This window comes from Comamonas sp. SY3 (genome assembly GCF_041730275.1).
GTDB lineage: Bacteria > Pseudomonadota > Gammaproteobacteria > Burkholderiales > Burkholderiaceae_C > Comamonas > Comamonas sediminis.
The window spans coordinates 117,731-143,297 of the sequence record NZ_JBGTYN010000011.1; the positions used below are offsets into that span (position 1 = coordinate 117,731).

The 25,567-nt window shown below is 65.4% G+C and carries 22 protein-coding genes; 11 read left to right on the forward strand and 11 right to left on the reverse strand.

Translation table 11 applies throughout. The annotated features are described in order from the left end of the window. Positions 1-19: 19 nt before the first annotated feature. The 4 genes from ACCQ08_RS15520 to ACCQ08_RS15535 all read right to left on the reverse strand — a co-directional run bounded on the left by ACCQ08_RS15520 (position 20) and on the right by ACCQ08_RS15535 (position 4,016). Positions 20-1,072, reverse strand: coding sequence for a methionine ABC transporter ATP-binding protein (locus ACCQ08_RS15520; RefSeq protein ID WP_239811851.1), 1,053 nt, complete (start codon positions 1,070-1,072; stop codon positions 20-22). 161 nt (positions 1,073-1,233) lie between these two features. Continuing rightward, positions 1,234-1,971, reverse strand: coding sequence for a hypothetical protein (locus ACCQ08_RS15525; protein WP_373450296.1), 738 nt, complete (start codon positions 1,969-1,971; stop codon positions 1,234-1,236). A 3-nt stretch (positions 1,972-1,974) separates the two neighbouring features. Beyond that, the gene (locus ACCQ08_RS15530; protein ID WP_239811849.1) at positions 1,975-2,427 is read right to left on the reverse strand and encodes a DNA polymerase III subunit chi; all 453 of its coding nucleotides are present in this window, start codon (positions 2,425-2,427) and stop codon (positions 1,975-1,977) included. Between the two features lie 14 nt (positions 2,428-2,441). Next, positions 2,442-4,016: a leucyl aminopeptidase gene (locus ACCQ08_RS15535; protein ID WP_239811848.1), complete on the reverse strand. Its 1,575-nt coding sequence runs from the start codon at positions 4,014-4,016 to the stop codon at positions 2,442-2,444. A 23-nt stretch (positions 4,017-4,039) separates the two neighbouring features. On the opposite strand from ACCQ08_RS15535, the gene lptF reads away from it, so the two are divergent. Together lptF and lptG are read left to right on the forward strand one after the other, a co-directional pair. Next, positions 4,040-5,140, forward strand: a complete 1,101-nt coding sequence (lptF, locus tag ACCQ08_RS15540; protein ID WP_373450297.1) for an LPS export ABC transporter permease LptF — start codon at positions 4,040-4,042, stop codon at positions 5,138-5,140. Further along, a complete protein-coding gene (gene lptG, locus ACCQ08_RS15545) occupies positions 5,137-6,231 on the forward strand; it encodes an LPS export ABC transporter permease LptG (protein WP_373450298.1) in 1,095 nt (364 codons plus the stop codon). The genes lptF and lptG overlap by 4 nt, the downstream gene beginning before the upstream one ends. Before the next feature lie 169 nt (positions 6,232-6,400). Here the strand turns inward: lptG and ACCQ08_RS15550 are convergent, their stop codons facing one another. Then, on the reverse strand, positions 6,401-7,597 hold the full coding sequence (locus ACCQ08_RS15550) for an HPP family protein (RefSeq protein WP_373450299.1): 1,197 nt from the start codon (positions 7,595-7,597) through the stop codon (positions 6,401-6,403). Between the two features lie 229 nt (positions 7,598-7,826). On the opposite strand from ACCQ08_RS15550, the gene asd reads away from it, so the two are divergent. Further along, the gene (gene asd, locus ACCQ08_RS15555) at positions 7,827-8,675 is read left to right on the forward strand and encodes an archaetidylserine decarboxylase (protein WP_312408998.1); all 849 of its coding nucleotides are present in this window, start codon (positions 7,827-7,829) and stop codon (positions 8,673-8,675) included. Between the two features lie 55 nt (positions 8,676-8,730). On the opposite strand, the gene ACCQ08_RS15560 is transcribed toward asd, so the two are convergent. Next, on the reverse strand, positions 8,731-9,642 hold the full coding sequence (locus tag ACCQ08_RS15560; protein ID WP_373450300.1) for a pseudouridine synthase: 912 nt from the start codon (positions 9,640-9,642) through the stop codon (positions 8,731-8,733). A 180-nt stretch (positions 9,643-9,822) separates the two neighbouring features. On the opposite strand from ACCQ08_RS15560, the gene ACCQ08_RS15565 reads away from it, so the two are divergent. After that, the gene (locus ACCQ08_RS15565; RefSeq protein ID WP_373450301.1) at positions 9,823-11,091 is read left to right on the forward strand and encodes a cytosine permease; all 1,269 of its coding nucleotides are present in this window, start codon (positions 9,823-9,825) and stop codon (positions 11,089-11,091) included. Positions 11,092-11,104: 13 nt separating this feature from the next. Here the strand turns inward: ACCQ08_RS15565 and ACCQ08_RS15570 are convergent, their stop codons facing one another. Together ACCQ08_RS15570 and ACCQ08_RS15575 are read right to left on the reverse strand one after the other, a co-directional pair. Next, the gene (locus ACCQ08_RS15570; RefSeq protein WP_373450302.1) at positions 11,105-12,454 is read right to left on the reverse strand and encodes a 3-deoxy-D-manno-octulosonic acid transferase; all 1,350 of its coding nucleotides are present in this window, start codon (positions 12,452-12,454) and stop codon (positions 11,105-11,107) included. Positions 12,455-12,469: 15 nt separating this feature from the next. After that, positions 12,470-13,858: a phosphomannomutase/phosphoglucomutase gene (locus ACCQ08_RS15575; protein WP_373450303.1), complete on the reverse strand. Its 1,389-nt coding sequence runs from the start codon at positions 13,856-13,858 to the stop codon at positions 12,470-12,472. Between the two features lie 298 nt (positions 13,859-14,156). Between ACCQ08_RS15575 and ACCQ08_RS15580 the strand changes: the two genes are divergently transcribed. After that, positions 14,157-15,107 carry a DMT family transporter gene (locus ACCQ08_RS15580; protein WP_373450304.1) on the forward strand — a complete coding sequence of 317 codons (951 nt, stop codon included), beginning with the start codon at positions 14,157-14,159 and terminating at the stop codon, positions 15,105-15,107. Positions 15,108-15,109: 2 nt separating this feature from the next. Here ACCQ08_RS15580 and ACCQ08_RS15585 read toward each other — a convergent pair whose 3' ends face one another. Both ACCQ08_RS15585 and msrA read right to left on the reverse strand, forming a co-directional pair. Next, positions 15,110-15,607 (reverse strand): Fur family transcriptional regulator, encoded by a 498-nt coding sequence (locus tag ACCQ08_RS15585; RefSeq protein ID WP_239811839.1) that lies wholly within the window; start codon positions 15,605-15,607, stop codon positions 15,110-15,112. A 76-nt stretch (positions 15,608-15,683) separates the two neighbouring features. Beyond that, positions 15,684-16,235 carry a peptide-methionine (S)-S-oxide reductase MsrA gene (msrA, locus tag ACCQ08_RS15590; protein WP_239811838.1) on the reverse strand — a complete coding sequence of 184 codons (552 nt, stop codon included), beginning with the start codon at positions 16,233-16,235 and terminating at the stop codon, positions 15,684-15,686. Positions 16,236-16,438: 203 nt separating this feature from the next. On the opposite strand from msrA, the gene ACCQ08_RS15595 reads away from it, so the two are divergent. The 6 genes from ACCQ08_RS15595 (at position 16,439) to ACCQ08_RS15620 (ending at position 24,148) form a co-directional block, all read left to right on the forward strand. Continuing rightward, complete coding sequence (locus ACCQ08_RS15595) at positions 16,439-17,113, forward strand: TetR/AcrR family transcriptional regulator (protein WP_239811837.1); 675 nt, start codon at positions 16,439-16,441, stop codon at positions 17,111-17,113. Continuing rightward, the gene (locus ACCQ08_RS15600; RefSeq protein ID WP_373450305.1) at positions 17,110-18,315 is read left to right on the forward strand and encodes an efflux RND transporter periplasmic adaptor subunit; all 1,206 of its coding nucleotides are present in this window, start codon (positions 17,110-17,112) and stop codon (positions 18,313-18,315) included. The genes ACCQ08_RS15595 and ACCQ08_RS15600 overlap by 4 nt, the downstream gene beginning before the upstream one ends. Before the next feature lie 3 nt (positions 18,316-18,318). Then, positions 18,319-21,483, forward strand: a complete 3,165-nt coding sequence (locus ACCQ08_RS15605; protein WP_373450306.1) for an efflux RND transporter permease subunit — start codon at positions 18,319-18,321, stop codon at positions 21,481-21,483. 59 nt (positions 21,484-21,542) lie between these two features. Beyond that, entirely contained in the window at positions 21,543-22,256 is a 714-nt protein-coding gene (locus ACCQ08_RS15610; protein WP_230776831.1) for a protein-L-isoaspartate O-methyltransferase, read from the forward strand. Between the two features lie 54 nt (positions 22,257-22,310). After that, positions 22,311-22,646 carry a rhodanese-like domain-containing protein gene (locus tag ACCQ08_RS15615; protein WP_230776829.1) on the forward strand — a complete coding sequence of 112 codons (336 nt, stop codon included), beginning with the start codon at positions 22,311-22,313 and terminating at the stop codon, positions 22,644-22,646. Positions 22,647-22,726: 80 nt separating this feature from the next. After that, positions 22,727-24,148, forward strand: coding sequence for a TolC family outer membrane protein (locus ACCQ08_RS15620; RefSeq protein WP_313329592.1), 1,422 nt, complete (start codon positions 22,727-22,729; stop codon positions 24,146-24,148). Positions 24,149-24,190: 42 nt separating this feature from the next. Here the strand turns inward: ACCQ08_RS15620 and ACCQ08_RS15625 are convergent, their stop codons facing one another. After that, entirely contained in the window at positions 24,191-25,333 is a 1,143-nt protein-coding gene (locus ACCQ08_RS15625; RefSeq protein ID WP_373450307.1) for a hypothetical protein, read from the reverse strand. Positions 25,334-25,567: the final 234 nt, after the last annotated feature.

Here is a 25,567-nt window from a genome sequence, read left to right on the forward strand (position 1 = left end):
GATGACCTCTTTGCGGGTGTTAGGCGGCCGAGGCCTCGGTATTGACTTCCTGCACCATCACGCCCGAGGCGCGCAGCGCTTCCACTGCGGCGTTGAGCTGGGCCAGATCGCCGCTGGCGTAAACCGCCAGAAAGCCGAAGGTCTGGTCCTGGATCTCATCGACCTGGCCGTTGAGAATGCTCACATCCAGGCCAAAGTCACGGATCAGGCGCGAGAGAATGGGCTGGTAGGCCAGGTTGCCGGCATAGGACAGGCGCAGCAGCTTGCCCTGGCCGCTGGACAGCGCGCCATTGAGGCTGCGCACCCGGTCGATGACGCTGGCGGGCAGCTCCTGGGGCACGATCTCGTCGATCAGGCTCTTGGTGATGGGTTGCTGTGGGCGGGTGAAGACGTCGATGACTGAGCCCATCTCCACCACCTTGCCCGCCTCCATCACCGCCACGCGGTCGGCGATCTGCTTGACCACCTGCATCTGGTGCGTGATCAGCACCACGGTCAGGCCCATGTCCTTGTTGATCTGCTTGAGCAGGGCCAGCACCGAGCGGGTGGTTTCCGGGTCGAGCGCCGAGGTGGCCTCATCGCTCAGCAACACCTTGGGCTCGCTGGTCAAAGCGCGTGCAATGCCCACGCGCTGCTTCTGGCCGCCAGACAACTGCGCGGGGTAGCGGTCGCTCAGCGCCGCCAGGCCCACCAGGTCCAGCAACGGGTCCACGCGCTTTTTGATCGCGGCCTTGCCCATGCCGGCCAGCTCCAGTGGCAGCGCGGCGTTGTCAAACACCGTGCGGGACGACAGCAGGTTGAAGTGCTGGAACACCATGCCGATCTCACGGCGCGCGGCGCGCAGCTGCGCGTCGTCCATCGCCGTCAGTTCCTTGCCATTGACGACCACCTGGCCCGTGGTCGGGCGGTTGAGCAGGTTGATATTGCGCACCAGCGAGCTCTTGCCCGCCCCGCTGCGTCCGATGATGCCAAACACTTCACCAGCGGCAATGCTCAGATCGACACCGCGCAGTGCTTGGACCGGACCATTTTTGCCCGGATAGGTTTGGGTGATACCCCGTAGTTCAATCATTGGAATAAAGAAAGCGCCCTGCAGCTTGAAGCGGGCGCTTGAAAAACCGTGAATAGCCGTACTGTAAGCGATGCAACAGACAGCAGCAAAGAACGAAATTTTAGTTCTTTACAACCGCCGGTTATTTCAGCAGGTCATTTTTGATATCAAAAAGCAGATGGCTATCCGCCTTTTCCGCGGGATTCGCGCAGAATGCCAGCCACGGCGTCCGCCACTGCCTCACGGATGGTCGTGTCGATCTCCAGCTGCAGCGACGATTGCAGCAACGCCGTCTGCTGCTCCACCACCTTGAGCACCGCAGCCGACAGCCGCGTATCCAGGGTCTCCTGCACACGCCGCGTCACCCGGCGGGTGATGGCGTCTTCCAGCGCCTGGGCCGTTTCGGCAGCCGATTCAACCAGTTGGCTGGCGGCATCGGTCACCCCGGCGCCTTCGGCCCCTTGCGAGCTTTGCACATGGCCGGGTGCCGCCAGGCCCGCGCTGTCATCCACCACCGCCCCGGCCCCGGCCAGCAGCGCGGTGAACGGCGCTGGCGCCAAGGCTGGCACCAGGTCATGCGTGTCTGCACGCTCGCCTTGCACGGGTTCAGGCGCTGCCCAGCCCTGCGCGCCACTGCCCAGCGGCAGCGCCGCATCGGTCTGTTGCGCCCAGCCGCTGTAGGTCGGCAGATCAGCAATATCGTCAGCAGGCACCGGCGCTGCCCATGCGCCAGAGGCCGGTGCATCGGTATCGCGGCGCCTGCGCAACACGTCGACACTGGACGGTGTGCTGTCAGCCGCTGCGGCAGCGGCAGCGGCTGGCCCAGCGGGCACCCCCTGGGCCAGCGCGTCGGCCGCGTCCTGTGCGGCTTCCTCGGTCAGCGTGGGCACAAACTTCGGGGGAATGCGGGACTCGGTCATGGCTCAGTCCTCCGTCTTCATCACCAGATCGCGGCGCTCGATGTCGTACCCCATGGCCGCATAGGCGCGCCAGCGCGCCCGTGCCTGCTGCCGGTCCTGCTCATCGTCGGCGCTGACCACCTCGATCACCCGCTCGAAGCGGGTCACGTCGGCAGGCATCTGCGTGCCCAGGTTGAGCAGCACCCTGGTGTGCGGCAGGCTGCCCGCCAGATCGCTGACCAGCACCGTCGGCGAGCGCTGCAGCACATCCATCTCCGCGTCTCCCCGGCAGTGGGCCAGAAACTGGCTGGCACCGCCAAAGGACCACAGGGCCTCATCGAGCTGGGCTACCATGGCCGGCTCACCAAGGACCACCAGCGGAATGTCCATGCGCTGGAGCTTGCGCGCCAGCTTGCAGGCATAGGCCAGCTTGCTGGGCGCGTTGAAGTGAAACGCTACCGTCGTCGAGGTCGTCATAAGGCAGGCTGTGCTTACTGGGCGTCCGCCTTGTCAGCGCCGTCGATATTGACCGCCGCCTTGCCCGGCTTGTCCAGCACCACAGGCTTGTCTGTCTTGCTGGCCTTGGCAGGCTTGACGGTCTTGGCTTGCTCGGCAGGCGCTGCGCTCTGGGCGCTGCTCAGCAGGTACTGCAGCAGCAAGCCCACGGGGCGGCCCGTGGCGCCCTTCTTGGCGCCGCCGCGCCAGGCGGTGCCGGCAATGTCCAGATGCGCCCAGGCCATGGTGCCGACAAAGCGCTGCAGGAACTTGGCGGCCGTGATGGCCCCCGCCGGGCGGCCACCCACATTGGCCACATCGGCAAAGTTGGTCTTCAGGCCTTCGGCATATTCGTCATCCAGCGGCATGCGCCAGCAGTGGTCCTGCGCCTGGTCGCCGGCGGTCTGCAGCGCCTGGGCCAGTGCGTCGTTGTTCGAAAACAGGCCACTGCGCTGCGCACCCAGCGCGATCACGCAGGCTCCAGTCAAGGTGGCGATATCGACCACGGCGCTGGGCGAGAACCGCTGGGCATACGTCAGCGCGTCGCAGAGCACGAGGCGGCCTTCGGCATCGGTGTTCAGGATCTCAATGGTCTGGCCGCTCATGCTGGTGACCACATCACCGGGCTTGACAGCCGCGCCATCAGGCATGTTCTCGCAGGCGGGAATCAGGCCGACCACATTGATCTCGGGCTTCAACTCGGCCAGCGCACGGAAGGTGCCCAGCACGCTGGCGGCGCCGCCCATGTCGTACTTCATCTCGTCCATGTCGCCCGCAGGCTTGATCGAGATGCCGCCGGTATCAAAGGTGATGCCCTTGCCGACCAGCACCACCGGCTGGCTGTCCTTGTTGGCGCCGTGGTAGTGCAGCTCGATGAAGCGCAGCGGCTCCTTGGAGCCCTGGGCCACGGCCATGAATGAGCCCATGCCCAGTTTGGCCACGTCCTCGGGCTTGTGGATCTTGCACTTGATGCGTTTGTGATCAGCAGCCAGCGACTCAGCTGCCTCGGCCAGCAGCTTGGGGGTCGCGTAGTTGGCGGGGCGGTTCGCCCATTCGCGGGCAAAGGCCACGCCTTGCGCGGTGGCCTTGGCCACTTCAAACGCCTGGCCCAGCGCCGGGGCATTGGGCGCGCCCAGCACCACGGACTGGAGTCCCACCGCCTTGGCCGACGGCTTGGTGGTGCGGTAAAGATAGGTGCTGTCGGCCAGGCATTGCACGAGCGCGTGCAAAGCGGCGTCGGCCAACGGCTGGGCACTGACCACGGCAGCGCGCCCGATGCCCTCGCGCGTCAGCGGGCCAGAAACGGCCGCCAGCGCCTGGCGCACGGCCTGGGGCGAACCGTCGCCCACGCCCAACAGCAACAAATGGCGGGCTTCAATGGCGGGCACCGCATACATGGCCAGCAACTTGCCGGTTTTTGCCTCAAAATCACCATTTTTCTGCGCGTGCGCAATCAGGGTGGACAATGCATCACTGGTTTTGGGCTGCTTGTCGGCTACCAGCACGATCAGCAGATCGCCGGACTGCAATGCGGCCGAAGCCAAATCCAGAGTTTTGAGTTCAAAGTTCATAATCGGTGCTTTCCTTCTCGCCAATGTTATTCGATTCCTCGATCCGTAAAGAGCTATCCCGCAGCTTTGGCGCCACCTTGGTGGTGCTCGTGACTGTGGTGATGACGATGATGCTCATCAAAGTGCTGGGCCAGGCCTCGCGCGGCAGCGTCAACCCTTCCGATGTGTTGCTGGTGATGGGTTATACCGTGCTGGGCCAGCTGCCGACCATTTTGAGCCTCTGCCTGTTCATCGCCGTGGTGGCGACCTTGTCGCGCATGTACCGCGACAGCGAAATGGCCGTGTGGTTCAGCAGTGGGCAAAGCCTGGTCAGCTTTCTGCGTCCGCTGATGCGCTTTTCCTGGCCGATCATGGTGGTCATCGCCGTGCTGGCCCTGCTGGTATGGCCCTGGGCCAACCAGCAGATTGTGCAGCTTCGCGCCCAGTATGAACAGCGCGGCGACGTCGACCGCATCGCGCCAGGGGAATTCCAGGAATCGTCGGACGGCTCGCGCGTGTTCTTCATCGACCGCGATCGCAACTCGGACCTCGAAGCGAGCAATGTCTTCATCGTGACCAACGAGGAGAAGAAGGACACCGTCACCACCGCCAAGAGCGCACACCTGGAAGTGCAGGAGAATGCGCGCGTCGCCGTGCTCAATGATGGCCAGCGCGTCGAGAAGACCAAGGACAACCCCGGGCTGAAGGTCAGTGACTTCAAGGAATACGGCACCCGCATCGGCAGTGCTGCCACGATCGACCCCAATGACATGGGCGCCGTCAAGAACATCCCCACCCGCCAGCTGATGGCCAGTGAGGAGCCCCGCCTGCTGGGCGAGCTGGGCTACCGCCTGGGTCTGGCGATTGCCGCGCTCAACTTTGTCGTGCTGGGCCTGGCCATGGCCAGCGTCAACCCGCGGGCGGGCCGCAGCAGCAGCCTGGTGTTTGCGCTGTTTGCCTTCATCGTCTATTACAACCTCATGACCTTTGCCCAGAACTGGGTGTCTTCGGGCAAAGCCTCGCTGCCGCTCTCATTCGTTCTTATCCACGGCTTGACCGCCCTGCTCGCCTGGACCTTGCTGCTCAGCCGCAACCAGCAATTCTCGCTCCTGCAATGGGTACGCCGCAAGGGGAGCCGCGCATGAAGACCTTCCGCAAAATGATCTACCGGGACATCGCCGTGACTGTCGGCTTTGTCACCCTCGCGTTCCTGGCGCTGTTCTTTTTCTTTGACCTCGTCGACGAGTTCCGCTGGATCGGCACCGGCACCTATGAGCTCAAGGATGCGCTGTTGAGCGTGGCGCTCAACATCCCCAACCACATCTACGAGCTGCTTCCGATCACGGTGCTGATCGGCACGATCTTTGTGATGGCGCGCATGGCGCAGACCTCGGAGTTCACCATCCTGCGCACCAGCGGCCTGGGCCCCTGGCAGGCACTGGGCAGCCTGCTGAGCATTGGCCTGGCTTTCGTCGTGCTGACCTTTGCGATCGGCGACTATGTGGCGCCCGCCGGCGAGCAGGCGAGCCAGCTGGTGCGTGCCCAGCGCTTTGGCCAGCTGAGCACCGGCCGCACCGGCGCCTGGCTGCGCGAGAAGCGCGAGGACGGCATGGCCGCCATCAATGTGCGCGCCATCTCGCCCGAAGGCGATCTGCAGCGTGTGCGGGTCTACAGTTTCGATGACCAGGGCCGCATCCAGATGCAGCTGACCGCTGCCGGTGGCAAGTTTGGCACTGGCGTCTGGCAGTTGCACCACATCCAGGAGCAGCGTTACTACCTGGGCGACCAGCGCCAGGCGCGTGTCGAAGTCAAGAACCTGGAGACGATGGACTGGCCGACGTCCGTGACCAGCAGCATGGTGGCCGCCGCCGTGCTCAAGCCCGACCAGATGAGTACCTACGACCTTTTCCTCTACGTCAGCCACCTGCAGGCCAACGGCCAAAGTGCGCAGCGCTATGAGATCGAGCTGTGGCGCAAGGTGTTCTACCCCATCAGCTGCCTGGTGATGGTCGTGCTCGCCCTGCCCTTTGCCTACCTGCACTTCCGCTCGGGCGGCATCACCGGCTATGTGTTTGGCGGCGTGATGGCCGGCATCAGCTTCTTCCTGCTGAACAACGTGTTCGGCTTTGCCGGCAACCTGCAGAACTGGCACCCGATGCTGACTGCTGCTGCGCCGGGACTGATCTACTCGCTGCTGTCACTGGGCGCCTTCAGCTGGCTGGTGCTGCGAAGGTAGCGGGGCTTGGGAACCCTCTGCAAACTCCCTGCGTCGGACGAGGGTTCTGCAGAGGTTTTCCAGCCCCGCGATCAAGCCCCAGGGCGGAGTCCCCGTTCTGAAGAGCAAAGCCCTGCAGCATCGCTACTGCAGGGCTTTGCTAATTCTTGGCGATTACTCAAACTTCCGCTCAGGCATCGTCACGCGGCAGCGACAGCGCCGCCGCCATCTCGCGCATCAGATCGGTCTGGGAGATGATGCCCACCAGCTTGCCCTGCTGGTTGACGACCGGCACATGGTGCAGCTTGGCGCGCGAGAAGACCGCAATCAGGTCCACCATGCGGTCGTAGCTGCCTACCTGGGAGACCTCGGCCGTCATCAGGTCGCCCACCAGCTGGCCGGCGTCTTTCTTGCGCAGCACCCAGTGCTTGAGCTTGCTGCTGAACGCGGCCGGGGTGGCGGTCAGCGCATGGTTGAGCAGATCGGTGGCGGTGATGATGCCCACCACCCGCTGCGCAGCATCGACCACCGGCAAGGCCTTGACCCGGTGCTGCTGCATCAGCGACCAGGCATCCTTGATGCTGCTCTCCGGCCGCGTAGCATGCACTGGATGGGACATCACATCCTCGCAGCGCACATTGCCCAGCGTGCGCTTGAAGGCCGCCTGGCTAGCGCCCTGCAGCAGCGCTTCCAGATCGGCGCGGCTCACATCCAGCACGCCGTTGAACCGCGCCAGTGCTTCATCCAGATCGCCGCCCTCGATGTGTGCGCTGGACGCGCGCGATGGCTGCACTGCCTGCGGCTTCTGGCTGTGCTGGGGCGCGGGGTAGCGCTTGCCGGTCATCCGGTTGTAGGCGGTGGCCAGCAGCACCAGAACGACCAGGTTCAGCGCCACCGGGTTGAGCAGGATCGACACATCGTGCCAGCCCTGGATGGCCATCCACATGGCCAGCGCAGCGCCCGGCGGGTGCAGGCAACGCAGCACCACCATCACCATGATGGCAAGACCCACCGCCACCGCCGCAGCCAGCAGCGGATCGGGAAACACCAGCACTGCGACCCATCCCGCCAGCGCCGACAGCAGCGAGCCGCCAATCACCGGCCAGGGTTGCGCCATCGGGCTGGATGGCGTGCCTATCAGCAGCAAGGCGCTGGCCCCCATCGCGGCAAACAGCCAGGGGGTGTGGTCATGCTGGCCCCAGGTCTGGCTGGCCAGACCGGTCAGCCACAGCACCACCATCGCGCCCACCACCATGCGCGCCAGCTCCAGCCCGTTGACATGCGCGGCCGATGGCAGAAAGTTGCGCCACCACAGCTGCAGCCGCGCGCGGCGGCTGGTGGTGCCCGGCGAAAATCTGGGTGGCGATGGCGGACGTGCAGAAGACATGGCGCGGCAGAAGTCGAGATGAAGGCGGGAGGTCCGCCATCATAATCAGGCCCCGGACTACAGACCCAGCCGCTGCTGTCACCCCTGCTGGCGGCATCGTCATCGCCACCAGGCATTTGGCGACAAATTGTCAGCACATGACCGACAAAAGCTGCATTTCACAACGCAATTTGTCATTCGAACGACACAGTGTCGATAGAATCGGCGGTTTACTGTGACGGCCCTGACCATGCGCGATCGAATTGCTGTTTTGCCCCAATACCTGATGCCCAAGAAATGGATGACCGCGCTGGCCGGCTCATTGGCATCGGCGGAGCTGGGCGGCGCAACCACCAGCTTCATCCGCTGGTTTGTCGGCAAGTACCAGGTCAACATGGATGAGGCAGCGCAGCCCGATATCGCGCAGTACAAGAGCTTCAACGACTTCTTCACCCGGGAGCTGCGCCAAGGCGTGCGGCCGATGGCCCAGGCCGATCTGGTCTGCCCGGTCGACGGCGCCATCAGTCAGTGCGGCGCCATCGCACAGGACCAGATCTTCCAGGCCAAGGGCCACAGCTACAGCACCACGGCGTTGCTCGGCGGCGATGCACAGCTGGCCGCGCAGTTCACCAACGGCCAGTTCGCCACCATTTATCTGAGCCCCCGCGACTACCACCGCATCCATATGCCGTTGCGCGCCAAGCTGCAAAAGATGCTCTATGTTCCGGGTGATCTGTTTTCGGTGAACCCGGTCACCGCGCGTGGCGTGCCCGGCCTGTTTGCACGCAATGAGCGCGTGGTCTGCGTGTTTGAATCGCGCATCGGGCCTGTCGTCATGGTGCTGGTCGGCGCCACCATCGTGGGCAGCATGTACACGACCTGGCATGGCCAGGTGAATCCCCCGCGCTCGCGCAAGGTGCGCAGCTGGGACTACCAGACCCAGCCGATCGTCCTGGAGCAAGGCGATGAGATGGGCCGCTTTCTGCTGGGCTCGACCATCGTGCTGCTGCTGCCCGAAGGCAAGAGCACTTTCAACCCCGACTGGGCAGCGGCCAAGCCCGTGCGGCTGGGCGAGGCCATGGGTACGCTCAGCCGCTGATGCGGAGCGATCTGGTCCATATCCCACCAAGCCGCCGCCCAGGCGGCTTTGTTTTTCAGCCCACCAGCGGCAGCAACTGGCGCCGGCTGCAGAACACATGCGCCTGCCCGGTCACCGGATCGGTAAAGCGCAGCTCGCGTGCCAGCAGCTGCAAGGGCCGCGAGAAATCACCCTCTGGCGGATCATTGACATCGGGGTAGAAGGCATCGTTGCGGATCGGCAGCCCCAAGGCCGCCATGTGCACACGCAGCTGGTGGCGCTTGCCGCTGACGGGCTTGAGACCGTAGCGCGCCCAGGCGCCCTGCTGCTCCAGCAGCTCCATATGGCTGTGGCTGTTGGGCACGCCAGCCACCTCGTGCATCAGAAAAAAGCGCTGGCTCTCTTCCATGCGGCTGCGGTGCTCGCGCGGAAACACCAGGTCTGCCCGCCACGGCGCCACCGCCTCATAGGTCTTGTCCATCGCCCGGTCGCGGAACAAGGCCTGGTACTGGCCACGCGTGGCCGCATCCTTGGACAGCAGCAGCAGCCCGGCAGTGTCGCGGTCGATACGGTGCAGCGGGGAGAGATGGGCATTGCCGGTCGCATTCTTCAGCCGCACCAGCAATGAGTTCTGCACATACTTGCCGGTGGGCAGCACCGGCAGAAAATGCGGTTTGTCCACCAGCAGCAGGCGCTCGTCTTCGTACAGCACATCGGCATCGAAAGGGATGGGCAGCTCGCGCTCCACCTTGCGCCAGTAGTACACCCGCATGCCGGGTACAAAGGCCTGCACCGGCCCCAAGGTCCGGCGTGTTCCATCGACCACATCACCCGCCTGCATGCGCTCGCGCCACTGCGCAGCAGTGACCAGGGGCAGGCGCTGGGCCAGAAAATCCAGCAGCAGCCCGCCGCCGCGCGAAGGCAGCACCACGCAGCTGGGGCTCACGCCCTCGCGCATCCAGGTAGTCGGGTCGGTCTGTATCGTCATCTCGGAGGCGATTGTAGTCAACCCGAGCGAGGGTGGGCGGCCTGCGCGCGCGGCAACCTGGCAACGATCGTCCATATGCGCCCAGGGTCTTGCAGGCTGGGCACAATAGCGGCACTTCTAGGCGCCCGGGGCCGCCCTGCGCAGCCGCCTCTTTCGCAGCACTCCAAAAAATAACAGACCATGACTGCCAACGCATCGTCCGCCTCCAACCTCGCCCTCCATCCCGTCACTGCGCAAGAGCGTGTTTTCAACGGCTGGCATCTGGCCTCGCTGTGGTTCAGCCTGGGCGTGGGACTGCTGGTGATGCAGGTCGGCGCCTATCTGATGCCCGCGCTGTCCACGCAGCAGGCCCTGATGGCGATCATCGGCGGCTCGGTGGTGGGAGCGGGTCTGCTGGCCTGGGTGGGCAAGATCGGATGCGACACGGGGCTGTCGAGCGCCGCGCTGATCCACCATGTCTATGGCCGCCACTTTGCCAAGCTGCCGGTACTGCTCAATATCGTGCAACTGCTGGGCTGGGGTGCTTTCGAGCTGGTCGTGATGCGCGAATCCACGGTGGCCATTGGCCGCCAGGCCGGCGGCATGCAGGCGGCGTACTGGCCCTGGCTGGCGACCCTGCTCTGGGGCGGGCTGCTGGTGGCGCTGATGACCGGCTCCATGGTGCGGCTGGTGCGCCAGCTGATCTCGCGCATCGCGCTGCCGCTGGTGGTGCTGTCGCTGCTGTGGCTGAGCTGGCAGTTTGTGGGCATGGCAGTGCAGCAGGGCCTGCCTGCATTGTGGAGCCGTCCCGGCGCCGGCGGCATGGGCGTGATGCCCGCACTCGACCTGGTGGTGGCCATGCCCATTTCCTGGCTGCCGCTGGTGGCCGACTATGCCCGCTATGGGCGCAATGGCCGCAGCGCCATGGCCGGCACCTGGATCGGTTTTGGCATTGCCAATATCTGGTGCTATGCACTGGGCGTGCTGGTGGCCCTGGTGCTGCCCAGCACCGACCTGGTTGCCGCGTTGCTGCTGGCCCAGGGCGGCTTGATTGCGCTGTCGCTGGTGCTGCTCGATGAGGTGGACAATGCCTATGGCGATGCCTACTCGGGCGCAGTATCGGCCCACAGTCTGCTTCCGCGCTGGGGCGTGCGCGGCTGGGGCATTGCGATGGCTGTAGCCAGCACTGCGCTGGCCGTGGTGCTGCCGATGCACAGCCTCGAGCCCTTTTTGCTGATCCTCAGCTCCATCTTTGTGCCGCTGTTTGGCGTGATTCTGGGCCGCCTGTCCTGGGGTGGCTACCAGCCTGGCAATGCGCAGGCTGGCGTGCACCTGCTGCCCCTGGCGCTGTGGCTGGGTGGAATTGCGCTCTACCACGGCCTGGCCGCCTGGGCGCCGCAAGCGGGATCGGCCTTGCCCACCCTGGCGCTGACCTTTGTGCTGGCCTTTGCCACCCGCTCCAGGGCCTGAAAGCCTGGTCTGGCTAGGCAGAATCCTCGTCGAACAGCGAGGCCTCGAAGCTCGAGTTGACAAAACCGTCCGTCGACTCCAGCACGGCAGCCACCAGCTGCGCGCTCGCCTTGGCAGCACCCCGGTGCGCCTGCGCAAACTGCAGCGCTGCGCGGCGCATGCGGCTGTGGCTGGCCCTGTCGGTGGCAATGGCCACGGCCTGCTGCAGACCTTCGTCCATGCCTGGCACGCGCAGCCCGGCACCGGCTTGCACACTGCTGTCGGCCGCCTGCGCAAAGTTGAAGGTGTGCGGGCCCATCACCACCGGGCAGCCGCAGGCGGCCGCCTCGATCAGGTTCTGGCCGCCCAGAGGCGCAAAGCTGCCGCCCAGCATCGCCACATCGGCCAGACCGTAGTACAGCTGCATCTCGCCCATGCTGTCGCCCAGCCACACATCGGCAGGCTGCGGCCCCTCATGCCACTGGCTGCGTCGTGATACCTGCAAACCGGCACGCTGCAGCAGTTGCACAATCTCGTCAAAACGCTGCGGGTGGCGCGGCACCAGCAGCCATTGCACCTTCGCTGCCGCTTCCGGGCCGCTGCTGCGCAGCTGTGCCAGCGCCTGCAGCCACAGGGCCTCCTCGCCCTCCCGGCTGCTGGCCAGCATCACCACCGGCTTGCCTGCCGCCTGGTGCCAGGACTGGCCCTGGGCCAGTTGCGCCGCATCGGGTTCGACATCGAATTTGAGGTTGCCCAGCACGGCGGTGACCTCGGCCCCTGCGGCGCGCAGGCGTGCGGCATCGGCCTCGGTCTGCGCGATCACCGAGCGCAGGCTTTGGTAGGCCGGGCGCGCCAGCCAGGCCAGGCGCTGGGCACCGCGCAGCGATTTCTCGTTGAGCCGGGCATTGGCCAGCACCAGTGGCACATGCTCGCGCTGGCAGCCAGCAGCCAGGCCCGGCCACATCTCCGTCTCCATCAGAATGCCGATCGAGGGCCGGAAATGGCGCAAAAACGCGTTGACGCTGGCGCGGTCATCCCAGGGCTGCCAGACCTGGATATCGCCAGGCAGCAGCAGCTTTCGCCCCTCCTCACGGCCGGTGGCCGTGCCGTGGGTCAGCAGCAGGCGCAATGCGGGTATCTGCAGCCGCAACTCGCGCAGCAGGATGGCCGCAGCGCGGGTCTCGCCCAGCGATACCGCATGGATCCAGACCAGCGGCATCTCGGGCACCGCCCGGTAGCGCGGCAGATCGCCGTAATCGCCAAAACGCTGCTCCACCATCTGGGCGTAGCCGGGCTCCCGCACCGCGCGGCGCGCCAGCTTGCGCCGCACCAGCGGGCGGGCAAGCCGTGCCACCCAGCCGTAGAGCATCAGGCTCAGACCCATGGACTTGGCCGCGCCTTAGTGCGAGGCGCTGCCGACCACGGCATCGGGCTTGACCTTGAGCAGCAGCGCTTTCATCTCGTTCTGGATGCGGTGCAACGCTGCCTGCGTGTGGCCTTCAAAGCGCAGCACCAGCACCGGCGTGGTGTTGCTCGCACGGATCAGGCCAAAACCATCGGGCCAGTCCACCCGCAGCCCGTCAATCGTATTGATCTGGGCGTGTTCGCTGAACACATCGGCCGCCATCTCCTGCAGCTGGGCGCTGAGCTTGTGCGGTTCGCCCTCCTGGCATTCCACATTGAGCTCGGGCGTGCTGTAGCTGCTGGGCAGCGCATGCAGCAGTGCGCAAGGATTTTGCGCCTTGCTGAGGATCTCCAGCAGGCGGCAGCCGGCATAGGTGCCGTCGTCAAAGCCGTACCATCGCTCCTTGAAGAAGATATGGCCGCTCATCTCGCCGCCCAACGGCGCATTGGTCTCGCGCATGCGCGCCTTGATCAGCGAATGCCCGGTCTTGTACATCACCGGTTTGCCACCTGCGGCCTCGATGGCCGGCGCCAGGCGCTGCGAGCACTTGACGTCGTAGACGATCTCGCCACCAGGCACGCGCGAGAGCACGTCCTGGGCAAACAGCATCATCTGGCGGTCGGGGTAGATGTTCTGGCCATCCTTGGTCACGATGCCCAGGCGGTCGCCGTCGCCGTCAAAGGCCAGGCCGAGCTCGGCATCGCCGGTCTGCAGTGCCTCGATCAGGTCACGCAGGTTCTCGGGCTTGCTGGGGTCCGGATGGTGGTTGGGGAAATTGCCATCCACCTCGGAGAACAGCTCGGTCACCTCGCAGCCCAGCGCGCGGAAGATGCCCGGCGCGGTGGCACCGGCAATGCCGTTGCCGCTGTCCACGACAATTTTCATCGGGCGGGCCAGCTTGATGTCGGAGACGATGCGCTCGACGTAGGCTGCCGTCACATCCTCCTCGCGCAGCTTGCCGCCGCCCTGGAAGCGCCAGCATTCCTTTTCCATGATCTGGCGCAGCTTCTGGATCTCTTCGCCATAGATGGCGCGGCCGGCCAGCACCATCTTGAAGCCGTTGTAGTCCTTGGGGTTGTGGCTGCCGGTCACCTGGATGCCGCTGTGGCACAAGGTGCTGGCGGCAAAGTACAGCATGGGCGTGGTCACACGGCCCACATCGATCACCTCGATACCGGCCTCCACCAGGCCTTGCATCAGCGCGCGGCTCAAGGCATCGCCGGACAGCCGCCCGTCACGCCCCACCGCGACGACCAGCTCGCCAGCGGCAATCGCCTGCTGGCCAAATGCGCGGCCCAGCTTCAGTGCCACGCTCTCGTTGAGCGTGCTCGGCACGACGCCGCGGATGTCATAGGCTTTGAAGATTGTCGAAGAAATCGGCACAGAACTCACCTTGTTGTTGGCGCAGAACAGGCATGAAAAACGGCCTCCTGGAGAAGCCGCGCCATCACTGCGAGACAGCTATTGTAGGCACGCTCCGGGCCAGGGCCAGCCAGTTGCCCATTTGGCGGCCAGGGCGCAGCGCCGCCAGACCCGCCACCGGGCCCGCGCACAGGCGGATGGGCCGCGCCGCTGCGGCCCTTTCACTGCCCTTTGCACGGCACGCATCAATACACCGCAAGAATGTCACCAATGGCCAGCGCGGCGCCCGCTAGCATGCAGTCTGCCCTTGCGAGATCCTATGCGCCCCAACCCTTCCTCAGCGACTGCCTCCGCCCCTGGTCATTCCCACCTGTCGGCGGCGCCCAGCGCCAGCCGCTGGCTGCCCCCTTTTGTGCTGCTGGCGGTGCTGTGGGGCGCGTCCTTTCTTTTCATGCGCCTGGGCGCCTCGCAGTTCGGGGCGGTGCCTACCGCTGGCCTGCGTGTCATTCTGGCCGCGCTGTTCCTGCTGCCCGTGATGCTGATGCGTGGCGAATGGCCTGCGCTGCGCCAGCACTGGAAGCCAGTGTTGTTCTCCGGCATCATCAATTCGGCCATTCCGTTTTCACTGTTTGCCTACGCGGTGGTCTATATGCCCACCGGCATGGCCTCGGTGCTCAATGCCTGTGCTCCGCTGTTTGGGGCCTTGGTGGCCTGGCTCTGGCTGGGTGACCGCATCACCGGCCTGCGCGTCACCGGCCTGCTGATCGGGTTCACCGGCGTGGCCCTGCTCGCGCTGCATGACAAGCCGGCCACCGCAGGCGCTGCCAGCTGGAGCGCCTATGCCGCCATCGCCGCTTGCCTGTGTGCGTCGCTGAGCTATGGCGTGGCGGCCAGCTTTGCCAAGCGCTACCTGGTGGGCGTGCCGCCACTGGCCACGGCCACCGGCAGCATGATCGGTGCCAGCCTGTGCCTGCTGGTCCCCACGGTTGCGATGTGGCCCAGCCAGACGCCGTCCTGGACCTCCTGGCTGGCCGTTGCTGCCTTGGCGCTGCTGTGCACCAGCGTGGCCTACATCCTGTATTTCCAGATCATCCAGACCGCCGGGCCCAGCCGCGCGATTGCGGTCACCTTTCTGGCGCCGGTATTTGCGCTGGTCTATGGCAACTGGTTTCTGGCGGAGCCCATCACCGCCTGGATGCTGGGCTGCGGCGCCGTGGTGATTGGCGGCACCATGCTGTCTACGGGGCTGATTGGCCGCAAACAGCGCTGAGATCAGGCTTTCTTGTGCTCGTGCTTGCAATCGGCGCAGAGGCCCTGCAAGCGCAACTCGGTCTGCTCCGGTGCCAGCCCCTGCTCCTGCAGCACCTGCAGGTACTGCGCCATCGCCTGGTTGACCTGCGCCGTGGCCGCGTCGCCGGCTTGCTCGGCCAGGCTTTGTACCGAATGGCAGTCCGTGCATTCATAGCGCACCTGCAGCGGCTCCGGCGCGTCCGCACGCAGCGCATAGCGCGTCAGCCGCTCGGCATCAACGCTTTTGACCAGCTTGCCGGCAGCGGCCAGGCGATCGAGCAAGCGGTAGCTGGTGACCCGGTTGACCTCGACGCCCATCTTCTGCAGCCGCGCCTGCACCTCGGCCACGGACCATTGCACGCCCGGCTGGCCACCGACCAGAGCCAGCAAGGCCTTGGTAGCGCGCGTGGCACGCATGCCGGGCGGCAGGGACTGTACGCTCAAGGCGGCAGTGGCAGGGGATGGGGTACGGGCGGACATCGGTGGCGGGGCGGAATGGCTTTGATGCAATTGTGTTGCATTATGCCCATCGCCCGCGCCCAGCACCCACGCAGCGCTACTTCAACCAGTCTGCAAAACGGGTTTCCAGCTTGTCGACCTTGGGCGCCACCACATAGGTGCAATAGGGTTGGCGTGGGTTGTTGTCGAAATAGTCCTGGTGGTACGCCTCGGCATTCCAGAAGTGCTGCAGCGGCTCCACCTCGGTGACCACCGGCGCGCCCATCTGGCCGGAGGCATTGAGCTTGTCGACGAAGGCCTGGGCCTGGGCCAGCTGCTCGGGCGTGGTGGTGTAGATGCCACTGCGGTACTGCGGCCCCACGTCGTTGCCCTGGCGGTTCAACGTGGTCGGGTCATGCGTTGCAAAAAAGATGTGCAGCACCTTGTCCAGCGGCAGCACCTGCGGCTCAAAGCTCAGTTCCACGCATTCGGCATGGCCCGTCGTGCCGGTGCAGACCTGTTCGTAGCTGGGGTTGGCGATCTGGCCATTGGCATAGCCGCTGACGACCTTGACGACGCCCCGCACCCTCCCGAAAACCGCCTCGGTGCACCAAAAACAACCTCCGGCAAGATAGATTTTTTCCACGGGGGACTGGCTTTCACTGGACATGATGACTCCGGCAACATTAAGGCAAAACATCGGCTCCGGCGCTGAGAAGCAAGCCGTGAGACAGGACCATTTTTAACAGAGAAAAAGACAGCCTGATGCCAACGCTGGCTCTATATGTTTCAGGTCGTTCGCTTGACTTGTGGCGGGCAGCCGCCTACATTACTAACCCATTGGTCATTAACTGTTTGATTGCGCTGCCCACCGTGTCCACCCCGCCCTCTCCACCTGCTTTGGCCACGCCTGCGCCCCGCCGCAGCCGCCGCAAAGAGGCCCGGCCTGGCGAGCTGCTGGACGCGGCGCTGGACCTGTTTGTCAGCAAAGGCTATGCAGCCACCAAGGTCGAAGAAGTGGCCCGCCAGGCCGGTGTCTCCAAGGGCACGCTGTTTCTTTATTTCCCGAGCAAACAAGAGCTGTTCCAGGCGGTGGTGCGCCATGTGCTCAGCAGCCGCTTTGCCGAGTGGGATCTGGAGCTGGACACCTACCAGCACGACACGGCCACCTTGATCCATTACTGCTACGAGGTCTGGTGGCAGCGCATTGGCTCGACCAAGGCCTGTGGCCTGCCGCACCTGGTGATGGCAGAGGCGCATAACTTTCCCGAGATCGCGGCCTTCTACCGCCAGGAAGTGGTACTGCCCGGCAACCGCCTGATCGAGCGCGTGCTGCGCCGGGGCATGGAGCGCGGTGAGTTGGCCCCCATCGATCTGGACTATGGCGTGACCCTGGTGCTGGCCCCGCTGATCTTCTGTGCCAGCGTCAAAAGCACCGGCGGTATCTGCTTGCCCGATCCCGATTTTGATATCCCCCGCTTCTTGCAGATGCAGGCCGATGCGCTGATGCATGGCATGGGGCACCCGTCCAAGGGCAGTGCCCCATGAAGCGCATCCTGCCATGGCTGGCTGCCGCCGTGGTCGTCGCTCTGCTTGCCAGCGGGCTGTGGCGTGGCGTCAAAACCCAGCAGCAGCGCCAGCAAGCGCTGGCCCAGGCCGAACAGGCCAAGGCGCAGGCCGTCTACCAACTGGCCGCGAGCGACGCGATCACCGTGGCGCCGCAGACCCTGGTGCTGAGCCTGCCCATCAGCGGCACGGTGCAGGCGGTGCACTCCGCCACCATCAAGGCCCGCATCGCCGGTGAGCTGCAGCAGCTGCAGCTGCGCGAAGGCGACCCGGTGCGGGCCGGCGAGGTCATCGCACGCGTAGACAGCACCGAGAGCCAGGCCCGACTGGCGCAGGCCCAGCAGCAGGCCGATGCCGCCCGTGCGCAGCAAGATATCCAGCAGCGCCAGTACGACAACAACCGGGCGTTGGCCAACCAGGGTTTTATCTCGGCCACGGCGCTGGAATCGTCGCAGTCGCAGCTGCAGGCCGCGCAGGCCAACTACCAGGCAGCGCGCTCGGCGGCCGATGTGCTGCGCAAAAACCTGAGCGATACCGTGCTGCGCAGCCCCATCCAGGGCCAGGTGGCCCGCAAATGGGTCAGCAATGGTGAGAAGGTGGGTCCCGACGCCAGTGTGCTGGAGGTCGTCGACCTGCGTGAGCTGGAGCTGCAGGCCCAGATACCCGCCGCCGATTCGCTGCAACTGCGCCTGGGTCAGACGGCGCAGCTGCAGGTCGATGGCAGCGGCCAGACCATCAGCGCCCAGGTGGTGCGCATCAACCCCCAGGCCGATGCCAACAGCCGCAGCGTGACGGTGTACCTGCGCATTGCGCCGCCAGCCGCGCCCGCAGGCGCTGCAACACCAGCGCTGCGCCAGGGCCTGTACCTGCAAGGCCAACTGGCCACCGGCCAGGTGCAGACCCTTGCCGTGCCGCTGGCCGCCGTGCGCACGGACAAGCCCGAGCCCTATGTGCAGCTGCTCAGCCCCCAAGGCGAATCGGGCGAATCGCTGCGGGTGCAGCACCAGCCCGTGCTGCTGGGCACGCGCAGCCAGCGTGATGGCAAGACCTGGGTGGCCATCAGCCAGGGCTTGCAGGCGGGCCAGCGCATTCTGGGCGGCCAGGTGGGCCAGCTGCGCGAGGCCACGCCGGTGCGGCTGGCGCCCGAAGCCGTACCCGCCACACCCGCGTCGCCCGCGTCCTGATCCATGTGGTTCACCCGCCTCAGCCTGAACAACCCGGTGCTGGCCACGATGATGATGGCCGCACTGGTGGTGCTTGGCCTGTTTTCGCTGCAGCGCCTCAAGGTCGACCAGTTCCCCAACATCGATTTTCCGGTGGTTGTCATCACGGTGGACTATCCCGGCGCCGCGCCCGAGATCGTCGAGAGCGAAGTCACCAGGAAGATCGAGGAAGCCGTCAACGCGGTGGCCGGCATCAGCGCGCTCACCTCGCGCAGTTATGAGGGCACGGCCGTCATCATCATGGAGTTCCAGATCTATGTGGACGGGCGCCGGGCCGCCGAGGATGTGCGCGAGAAGATCGCCGCCGTGCGCCCCTTGCTGCGCGACGAGGTCAAAGACCCGCGCGTGATCCGCTTTGACCCGGCCGATGCCGCCGTCTGGTCAGTGGCGCTGCTGCCTGACCCCAGCCGGGGCACGCCGCCCAGCGCGATCGCGATGACCTCCTGGGCCGACCAGGTGCTCAAGAAGCGGCTGGAGAATGTGCGCGGCGTGGGTGCCGTGAGCCTGGTGGGCGGCACACCGCGCGAGATCAATGTCTACCTGAACCCGCAGCAGATGGAGGCGTTGTCCATCTCGGCCAGCGAAGTGGCCGACGCTGTGCGCCGCGAGAACCAGGACCTGCCGCTGGGCTCGGTGCGCTCGCGCGAGCAGGACCGGCTGGTGCAGATCGATTCGCGCATGAAGCGGCCCGAAGACTTCAACCAGATCATTGTGGCCCGCCGCAACGGCGCGCCCATCTACCTGCACCAGGTCGCCCGGGTGCAGGATGGCGCGCAGGAGCTCAAAAACCTGGCCTTGTACAACGGCACCCGCACCTTGCTGCTGTCGATCCAGAAATCGCAGGAGGAAAACACCATCGAGGTGGTGGACGGCCTGCGCCGCGCGGTGGCCGAAATCACGCCCGAGCTTCCGCCGGGCCTGCGGCTGGAGCCCATTGCCGATGCCTCCCGCCCGATCCGCGTGGCCGTGGACAATGTGCGCCAGACCCTGGTTGAAGGCGCCGTGCTCACCGTGCTAATCGTGTTTCTGTTCCTGCACTCCTGGCGCTCCACCGTCATCACCGGCCTGACCTTGCCGATCTCCATCATCGGCACCTTCTTCTTCATGTATGCCTTTGGCTTCACGATCAATATGGTGACCCTGATGGCGTTGTCGCTGTGCGTGGGCCTGCTGATCGATGACGCCATCGTCGTGCGGGAAAACATCGTGCGCCACCTGCAGATGGGCAAGTCCGCCTACCGTGCGGCGCTGGAGGGCACACAGGAGATCAGCCTGGCCGTCCTGGCCACCACGTTGTCGATCGTCGCCGTGTTTCTGCCCATCGGCTTCATGGGCGGCATCATCGGCAAGTTCTTCCATGAGTTTGGCCTGACCATCGTGGTCGCCGTGCTGCTGTCGATGTTTGTCAGCTTCACGCTGGATCCGATGCTCTCCAGCGTCTGGCATGACCCCAGCGTGCACCCCGGCGGCAAGCCTGCGCGCAACCGCTTCGCACGCGCGCTGGGGCGGGCACTGGCCGGCTTTGAGGCGGCGACCGAGCAGCTGAGCGCTGGCTACCAGCGCCTGCTGGCCTGGGCGCTGCGCCACCGCCTGGCCAGCCTGCTGGTGGCGCTGGCCATCTTCATCCTCAGCCTGCTGTTGCTGCCGCTGCTGGGTACCGAGTTTGTGCCGCGCGCCGATTTCTCCGAAACCCAGATCCGCTTCAACGTGCCGGTGGGCGCCTCGGTAGAGGCCACCGAAGCCCGCGCCCGCCAGGTCGAGGATGTGGTGCGCCGCAACCCGGCCGTGCGCTACACCCTGACGACGATCAACACCGGCAATGCCAATGGCAAGAACTACGCCAGCATGTATGTGCGCCTGGTGGACCGCAGCCAGCGCAGCCAGGATGTACAGCAAATATCGGCCAGCCTGCGCGCCGAACTCAACCAGATTGCCGGCATCCAGGTCACGCATGTGGGCCTGCTGGAGGCCGTGGGCGGCCAAAAGCAGGTGGAGTTCTCGCTGCAAGGCCCCGATCTGCGGGAGCTCGAGCGCCTGGCGCGCCAGGTGAGCGAGCGCCTGCAGCACATCCCTGGCCTGGTGGACCTGGACAGCAGCGTGCTCGAGCGCGAGCCCATTGTGCAGTTGCAGTTCAACCGCGATGCCGCATCCGATCTGGGCCTGCCGATGGGCCAGGTAGCCACCGCGCTGCGTACCTTGGTGGAAGGCGACACCGTCGGCAACTGGCGCGCCGGCGACAACCAGACCTATGACGTAAGGGTGCGCCTGGCACCCGAGGCGCGCGAGAACCCGCACATGCTTGCCCAGTTGCCGCTGACGGCGATGGGCGCCAATGGCCAGCCCCATACCGTGCGCCTGAGCCAGCTGGCGACCTTGACCGAAACCACCGGCCCCAGCCGCATCAACCGCCGGGCGATGAACCGCGAAGTCGCCTTCAATGCCAACGCCAACCAGCGCAGCGCTGGCGAGGTGGCGGCCGATATCCGCGCGGTGCTGGCGCAAACCACCTTCCCGCCCGGCTACCGCTACGAGTTTGCCGGCAGCACCAAGAACATGCAGGAATCGTTTGGCTATGCGCTGTCGGCGCTGGCCCTGGCGGTGATCTTTATTTACATGATCCTGGCCAGCCAGTTCCGCAGCTTTTTGCAGCCGCTGGCGCTGATGACCTCGCTGCCATTGACCTTGATTGGCGTGGTGCTCACATTGATGATGTTCGGCACGACCTTGTCGATGTTCTCGATCATCGGCGTCATCTTGCTGATGGGCCTGGTCACGAAAAATGCAATTTTGCTGGTGGACTTTGCGATACGGGCCCGCCAGCCGCAGTTGACAGAGGACGGCCAGACCGTGCCGGGTTTGCCGCGCGAGCAGGCGCTGCTGCTGGCCGCCCAGGTGCGGCTACGCCCGATCTTGATGACCACCCTGGCCATGGTGTTTGGCATGGTGCCACTGGCCTTTGCGATGAGCGAAGGCGCCGAGCAGCGCGCGCCACTGGGCCAGGCGGTCATCGGCGGGGTGATCACCTCGTCGCTGTTGACCCTGGTGGTGGTGCCGGTGGTCTACTGCTACCTCGATGATTTTGCGAAATGGGCCGCCCAAAAGTGGCGGCACCCCGCTATGGAACGCTAAGCGGCCTAAAATAGGGGGTTTTTTCTTGCCCCACCCCAACAAGCCAACCGGAGTCTGCAATGAGTTTGCCACTGAACATGTCCCCCAGCACGGATGATAAGTACCGCGCAGCACGCTACAACATGGTCGAGCAGCAGGTGCGCCCCTGGAGCCTGGGCGACGAACAGGTGCTGGAGCTGATCGGCACCTTGCGCCGCGAAGAGTTTGTGCCCGATGGCCTGCAGGACATGGCGTTCATGGATATCCAGCTGCCCTTGCTGGGTGATGACGGTGAAGAAGCCATCGCCAACGGCCACTGCATGCTGCCACCCCGCGTCGAAGCACGCGTGCTGCAGGACCTGAAGCTGCAAGCCCATGAAAACGTGCTGGAAATCGGCACCGGCTCGGGCTACATGGCAGCGCTGATGTCGCGCCTGGCCAAGCAGGTCACCTCGCTGGAGATCGAGCCTGCGCTGGTCGAGCTGGCCCGCGCCAACCTGCACCGCGCCCAGATCAAGAATGTCGATGTGGTGCTGGAAGACGGCTCCAACGCCCAGGCCATCGGCGGCAGCTATGACGTGATCGTGCTGAGCGGCTCGGTCTACGAAGTGCCGGCAGCGCTGCTCGACAAGCTCAAGGAAGGCGGCCGCCTGATCGCCTTCGTGGGCACCGAACCCATGATGCGCACCACCGTCTACACACGCACGCAAGGCAGGCTGACGATCAGCCAGCCCTGGGACACCGTGGTGGCCCGCCTCAAGGGCTTTGCCGAAGCACCCCGCTTCAAGTTCTGATGACCCCCGCAGCGCAGCCGGCCCACCGGGCCGCCGCGCTGCAGAAAGTGATGTATGGAGCAAATCCGCCCCGCGCAACTCGATGAATGGCTGGCCCAACACGCGGACCAGAACCCCCTGGTGCTTGATGTGCGCGAGCCCTGGGAGCTGCAGACCGCCTCGGTCAAGCCTGAAGGTTTCGAGCTGCTGAACATCCCGATGCAGCAGATTCCGGCGTCGCTGAACCTGCTCGATGAAGACCGCGCCATCGCTTGCCTCTGCCACCACGGCATGCGCAGCATGCAGGTTGCCGTGTTCCTGGAACGCCAGGGCTACACCCAGGTCAGCAACCTGACCGGCGGCATCGACCTCTGGACGGCCGAGCGCGACCCTTCGGTGCCCCGCTACTGACCACCGGTCATCGTCGTTTGCGGCACGGGGTGGGCAACCGCCCTTCACGTGCCAACCTTCTTACCACCACCTTCTGCACCATGCGCCAAGCCCCCGCCCTGCCCCGTCCGAGATCAATCTGTGCCGCAGCCGCTGCGGTGCTGCTGGGGCTGGCCCAGTTGCCCGTTCAGGCCCAGAGCCTTTTGCAGATGGTGGAGCAGGCCAGTGGCTATGACGCCCAGTGGCAATCGGCCCGCGCCAACCTGGATGCGGCCATCTCCCGGGGCGAGCAGGCACGCGCCGGCCTGCTGCCGCAGGTGGGGCTGCAGGCGCAGTCCCAGTACAGCCACACGGCCATCAGCAACCCCGAGTTGCGCCTGAATGGCCCCAACCACCAGATCGGCATTACCGCCAGCCAGCCGCTCTACCGCCCGGCCAACCGCATTGCGCTGGAGCAGGGCCGGCTGGGCGGCGATATCGCGCGGCTGCAGCTCGATGCCGCCAGCCAGGACCTGTTGGTGCGGGTAGCCCAGGCCTACTTCGACGTGCTGGCCGCGCAGGACAGCATGGTGTTCGTGCAGGCGCAAAAAGCCGCGGTCAAGGAGCAGCTGGCGGCCGCCAAGCGCAACTTCGATGTGGGCACGGCCACCATCACCGATTCGCGCGAAGCGGAGGCCCGCTATGATCTGGTGCGCGCCCAGGAAATCGCCGCTGAGAACGACCTCACCGTCAAACGCCTGGCGCTGGACAATGCGGTGGGCACGCCCGGCAACCAGCCCTGGCCGCTGAAGCAGCCGGTGCTGCTGCCGGTCACCATGCCCGACAATGTGCTGATGTGGGTGGACCAGGCCCAGAGCGAACAGCCGCAGATCCGCATTGCACAGCTGGCCACCAACAACGCCAGGCTGGACACGAAGAAGGCCGAAACCGGCCACCTGCCCACCGTCGACCTGCAAGCCACCGTGGGCCGCCAGCTCTACCCCAAGGGCAGCGTCACCATGCCCACCCATGGCTACAACGCCAACCAAGCCACCGTCGGTGTGGTGCTCAACGTGCCGTTGTTTGCCGGTTTTTCGGTGCAAAACCGGGTCAAGGAAACCCTGGCGCTGGAGACCAAGGCCGAGGCCGATCTGGACAACGCCCGCCGCACCGTGGCACAAAACGTGCGCAGTGCCTTCTTTGGCCTGCAGTCGAACGCCAGCCAGGTCAAGGCGCTGGAAGCAGCCGAGGCATCGAGCCAGCTTGCACTCGATGCCAACCTGACCGGCTACCAGGTGGGCGTGCGCATCAATATCGATGTGCTCAACGCCCAAAGCCAGCTCTACCAGACCAAGCGTGATCTGGCACTGGCCCGCTACAACACCTTGCTCGGCCAGCTCAAGCTCAAGCAGGCCGCCGGCACGCTGACGCTGAACGACATCGAGGTACTGGACCGCAGCATGCTGACCAGCGCAGCCCCCACTGCGGCGGCCACACCGGCCCTGCCGCTGCTGCCAGCACCCCAGCCCACAAGCCCACGCTAAAGCGCCAACCCGCCTTCGGCATGGGTCTGCGAACTGCTGCCATCAAGGCGCCGTGCCAAACAAGGCCGGCCGCGCGGCATCCGAGGGCAGCACACAGGCCACATCATGGGCGCAGCCCGGCACGGTGTAGAGAGGCTGCGGGCGCGGCGGTTGCAGCACCTGGTTGACATAGGCGGCATAGCCGTCACCCCGCTGGCGGCGAAACGGCCCTTGCAGCATGGCGGCACAGGATTTATCAAGTGCACCGTAGCTGGTGCCCTTGCCGGCGTGGTTGTCGAGTGCCCCTTCCAGGTAATGGATATCTGCCTGGCGGTAGCGCTCTCGGGCTTGGACGGCGTTCGAGCCCAGGTAGGACGGCAGCGCTTGGGTGCCGTACTTCCAGTGGTCATAGCCCGGGCAGGATTGCGCTTCAGGCACCTGCATGCGGTAGCTGCAACCCGCATCGCTGCAAGCGGCCCAGTCCACATCCCTGCCCGCGCGCTGGGGCTGCGGGCGCAGCGGATCAAAATACAGCCAGGTGCCAGGGTCGGCCACCACATAGCGCAGCGATACCCCGGCGGGCGGTTGCTGTGCAAAGCCGATGCTGCGCTGGAGCATTTGCCCACCAGCGGAAAAACCTGCCAACGTGATCTGGCGCACGCTGGGCCAGCGTTGATGGATATGAGCGATCAAGGCGTCCAGCGCGGCAATTGCGTTGATCGGGGTGTTGGCCGCACCGGGCTGGGAGTTTTGCGCGGCCAGCCAGCTGCCACAGGTCCACAGCGCATCTCCCGGCTCCGGCGCGGGAGTGCCCCGGGTGCGGCAGCGCTGGGCCTTGTCGCCGGCCACCTGGTAGAGCGGCGCAATGACCAGGGTGGTGTCCACGCGCCCTGCCCTGCGTGCAGCGTCCAGCGCAGCGTTGAAGCTGCGGTTGGCATCCCTCGGAAAGCCATGCATGATCAACAGCGCCGTTGGTGGCTCGCCGAATCCATCAGCCTTTTCGCCTTGTGGCGCCAGTGACGCATAGAAATGCATGCGCCCGGCCTGGCCTGGCAACGCAAAACCGTGGTAGCAGGCGTCTGATGCCTGTTCGGTACAAGTCTGCGGGGCGGATGGCGGGCTGGATGGCGGCCCAGAGGCCGCCCAGCCACTGCAGGCCAGCAAGGCGGCCAGGCCAACACCAGAAGCGAGCGTGCGAGCAGTCATGTCGGTACCGTTGAATGTCAAGACCTGCCATCGTAGGCCTTTGCAGCCCAGCGGTGCAGCATTGGGGCGGGATTTACCTGGCAGCGACAGGCCGGAGACCTGCACGACATGGTGGACGGCGGCGCAGCGCACAGAAAACAAAAAGCCTCTTGAACATCACATTCAAGAGGCTTGTTGATTGGTGGGTGATACATGGATCGAACATGTGACCCCTGCCGTGTGAAGGCAGTGCTC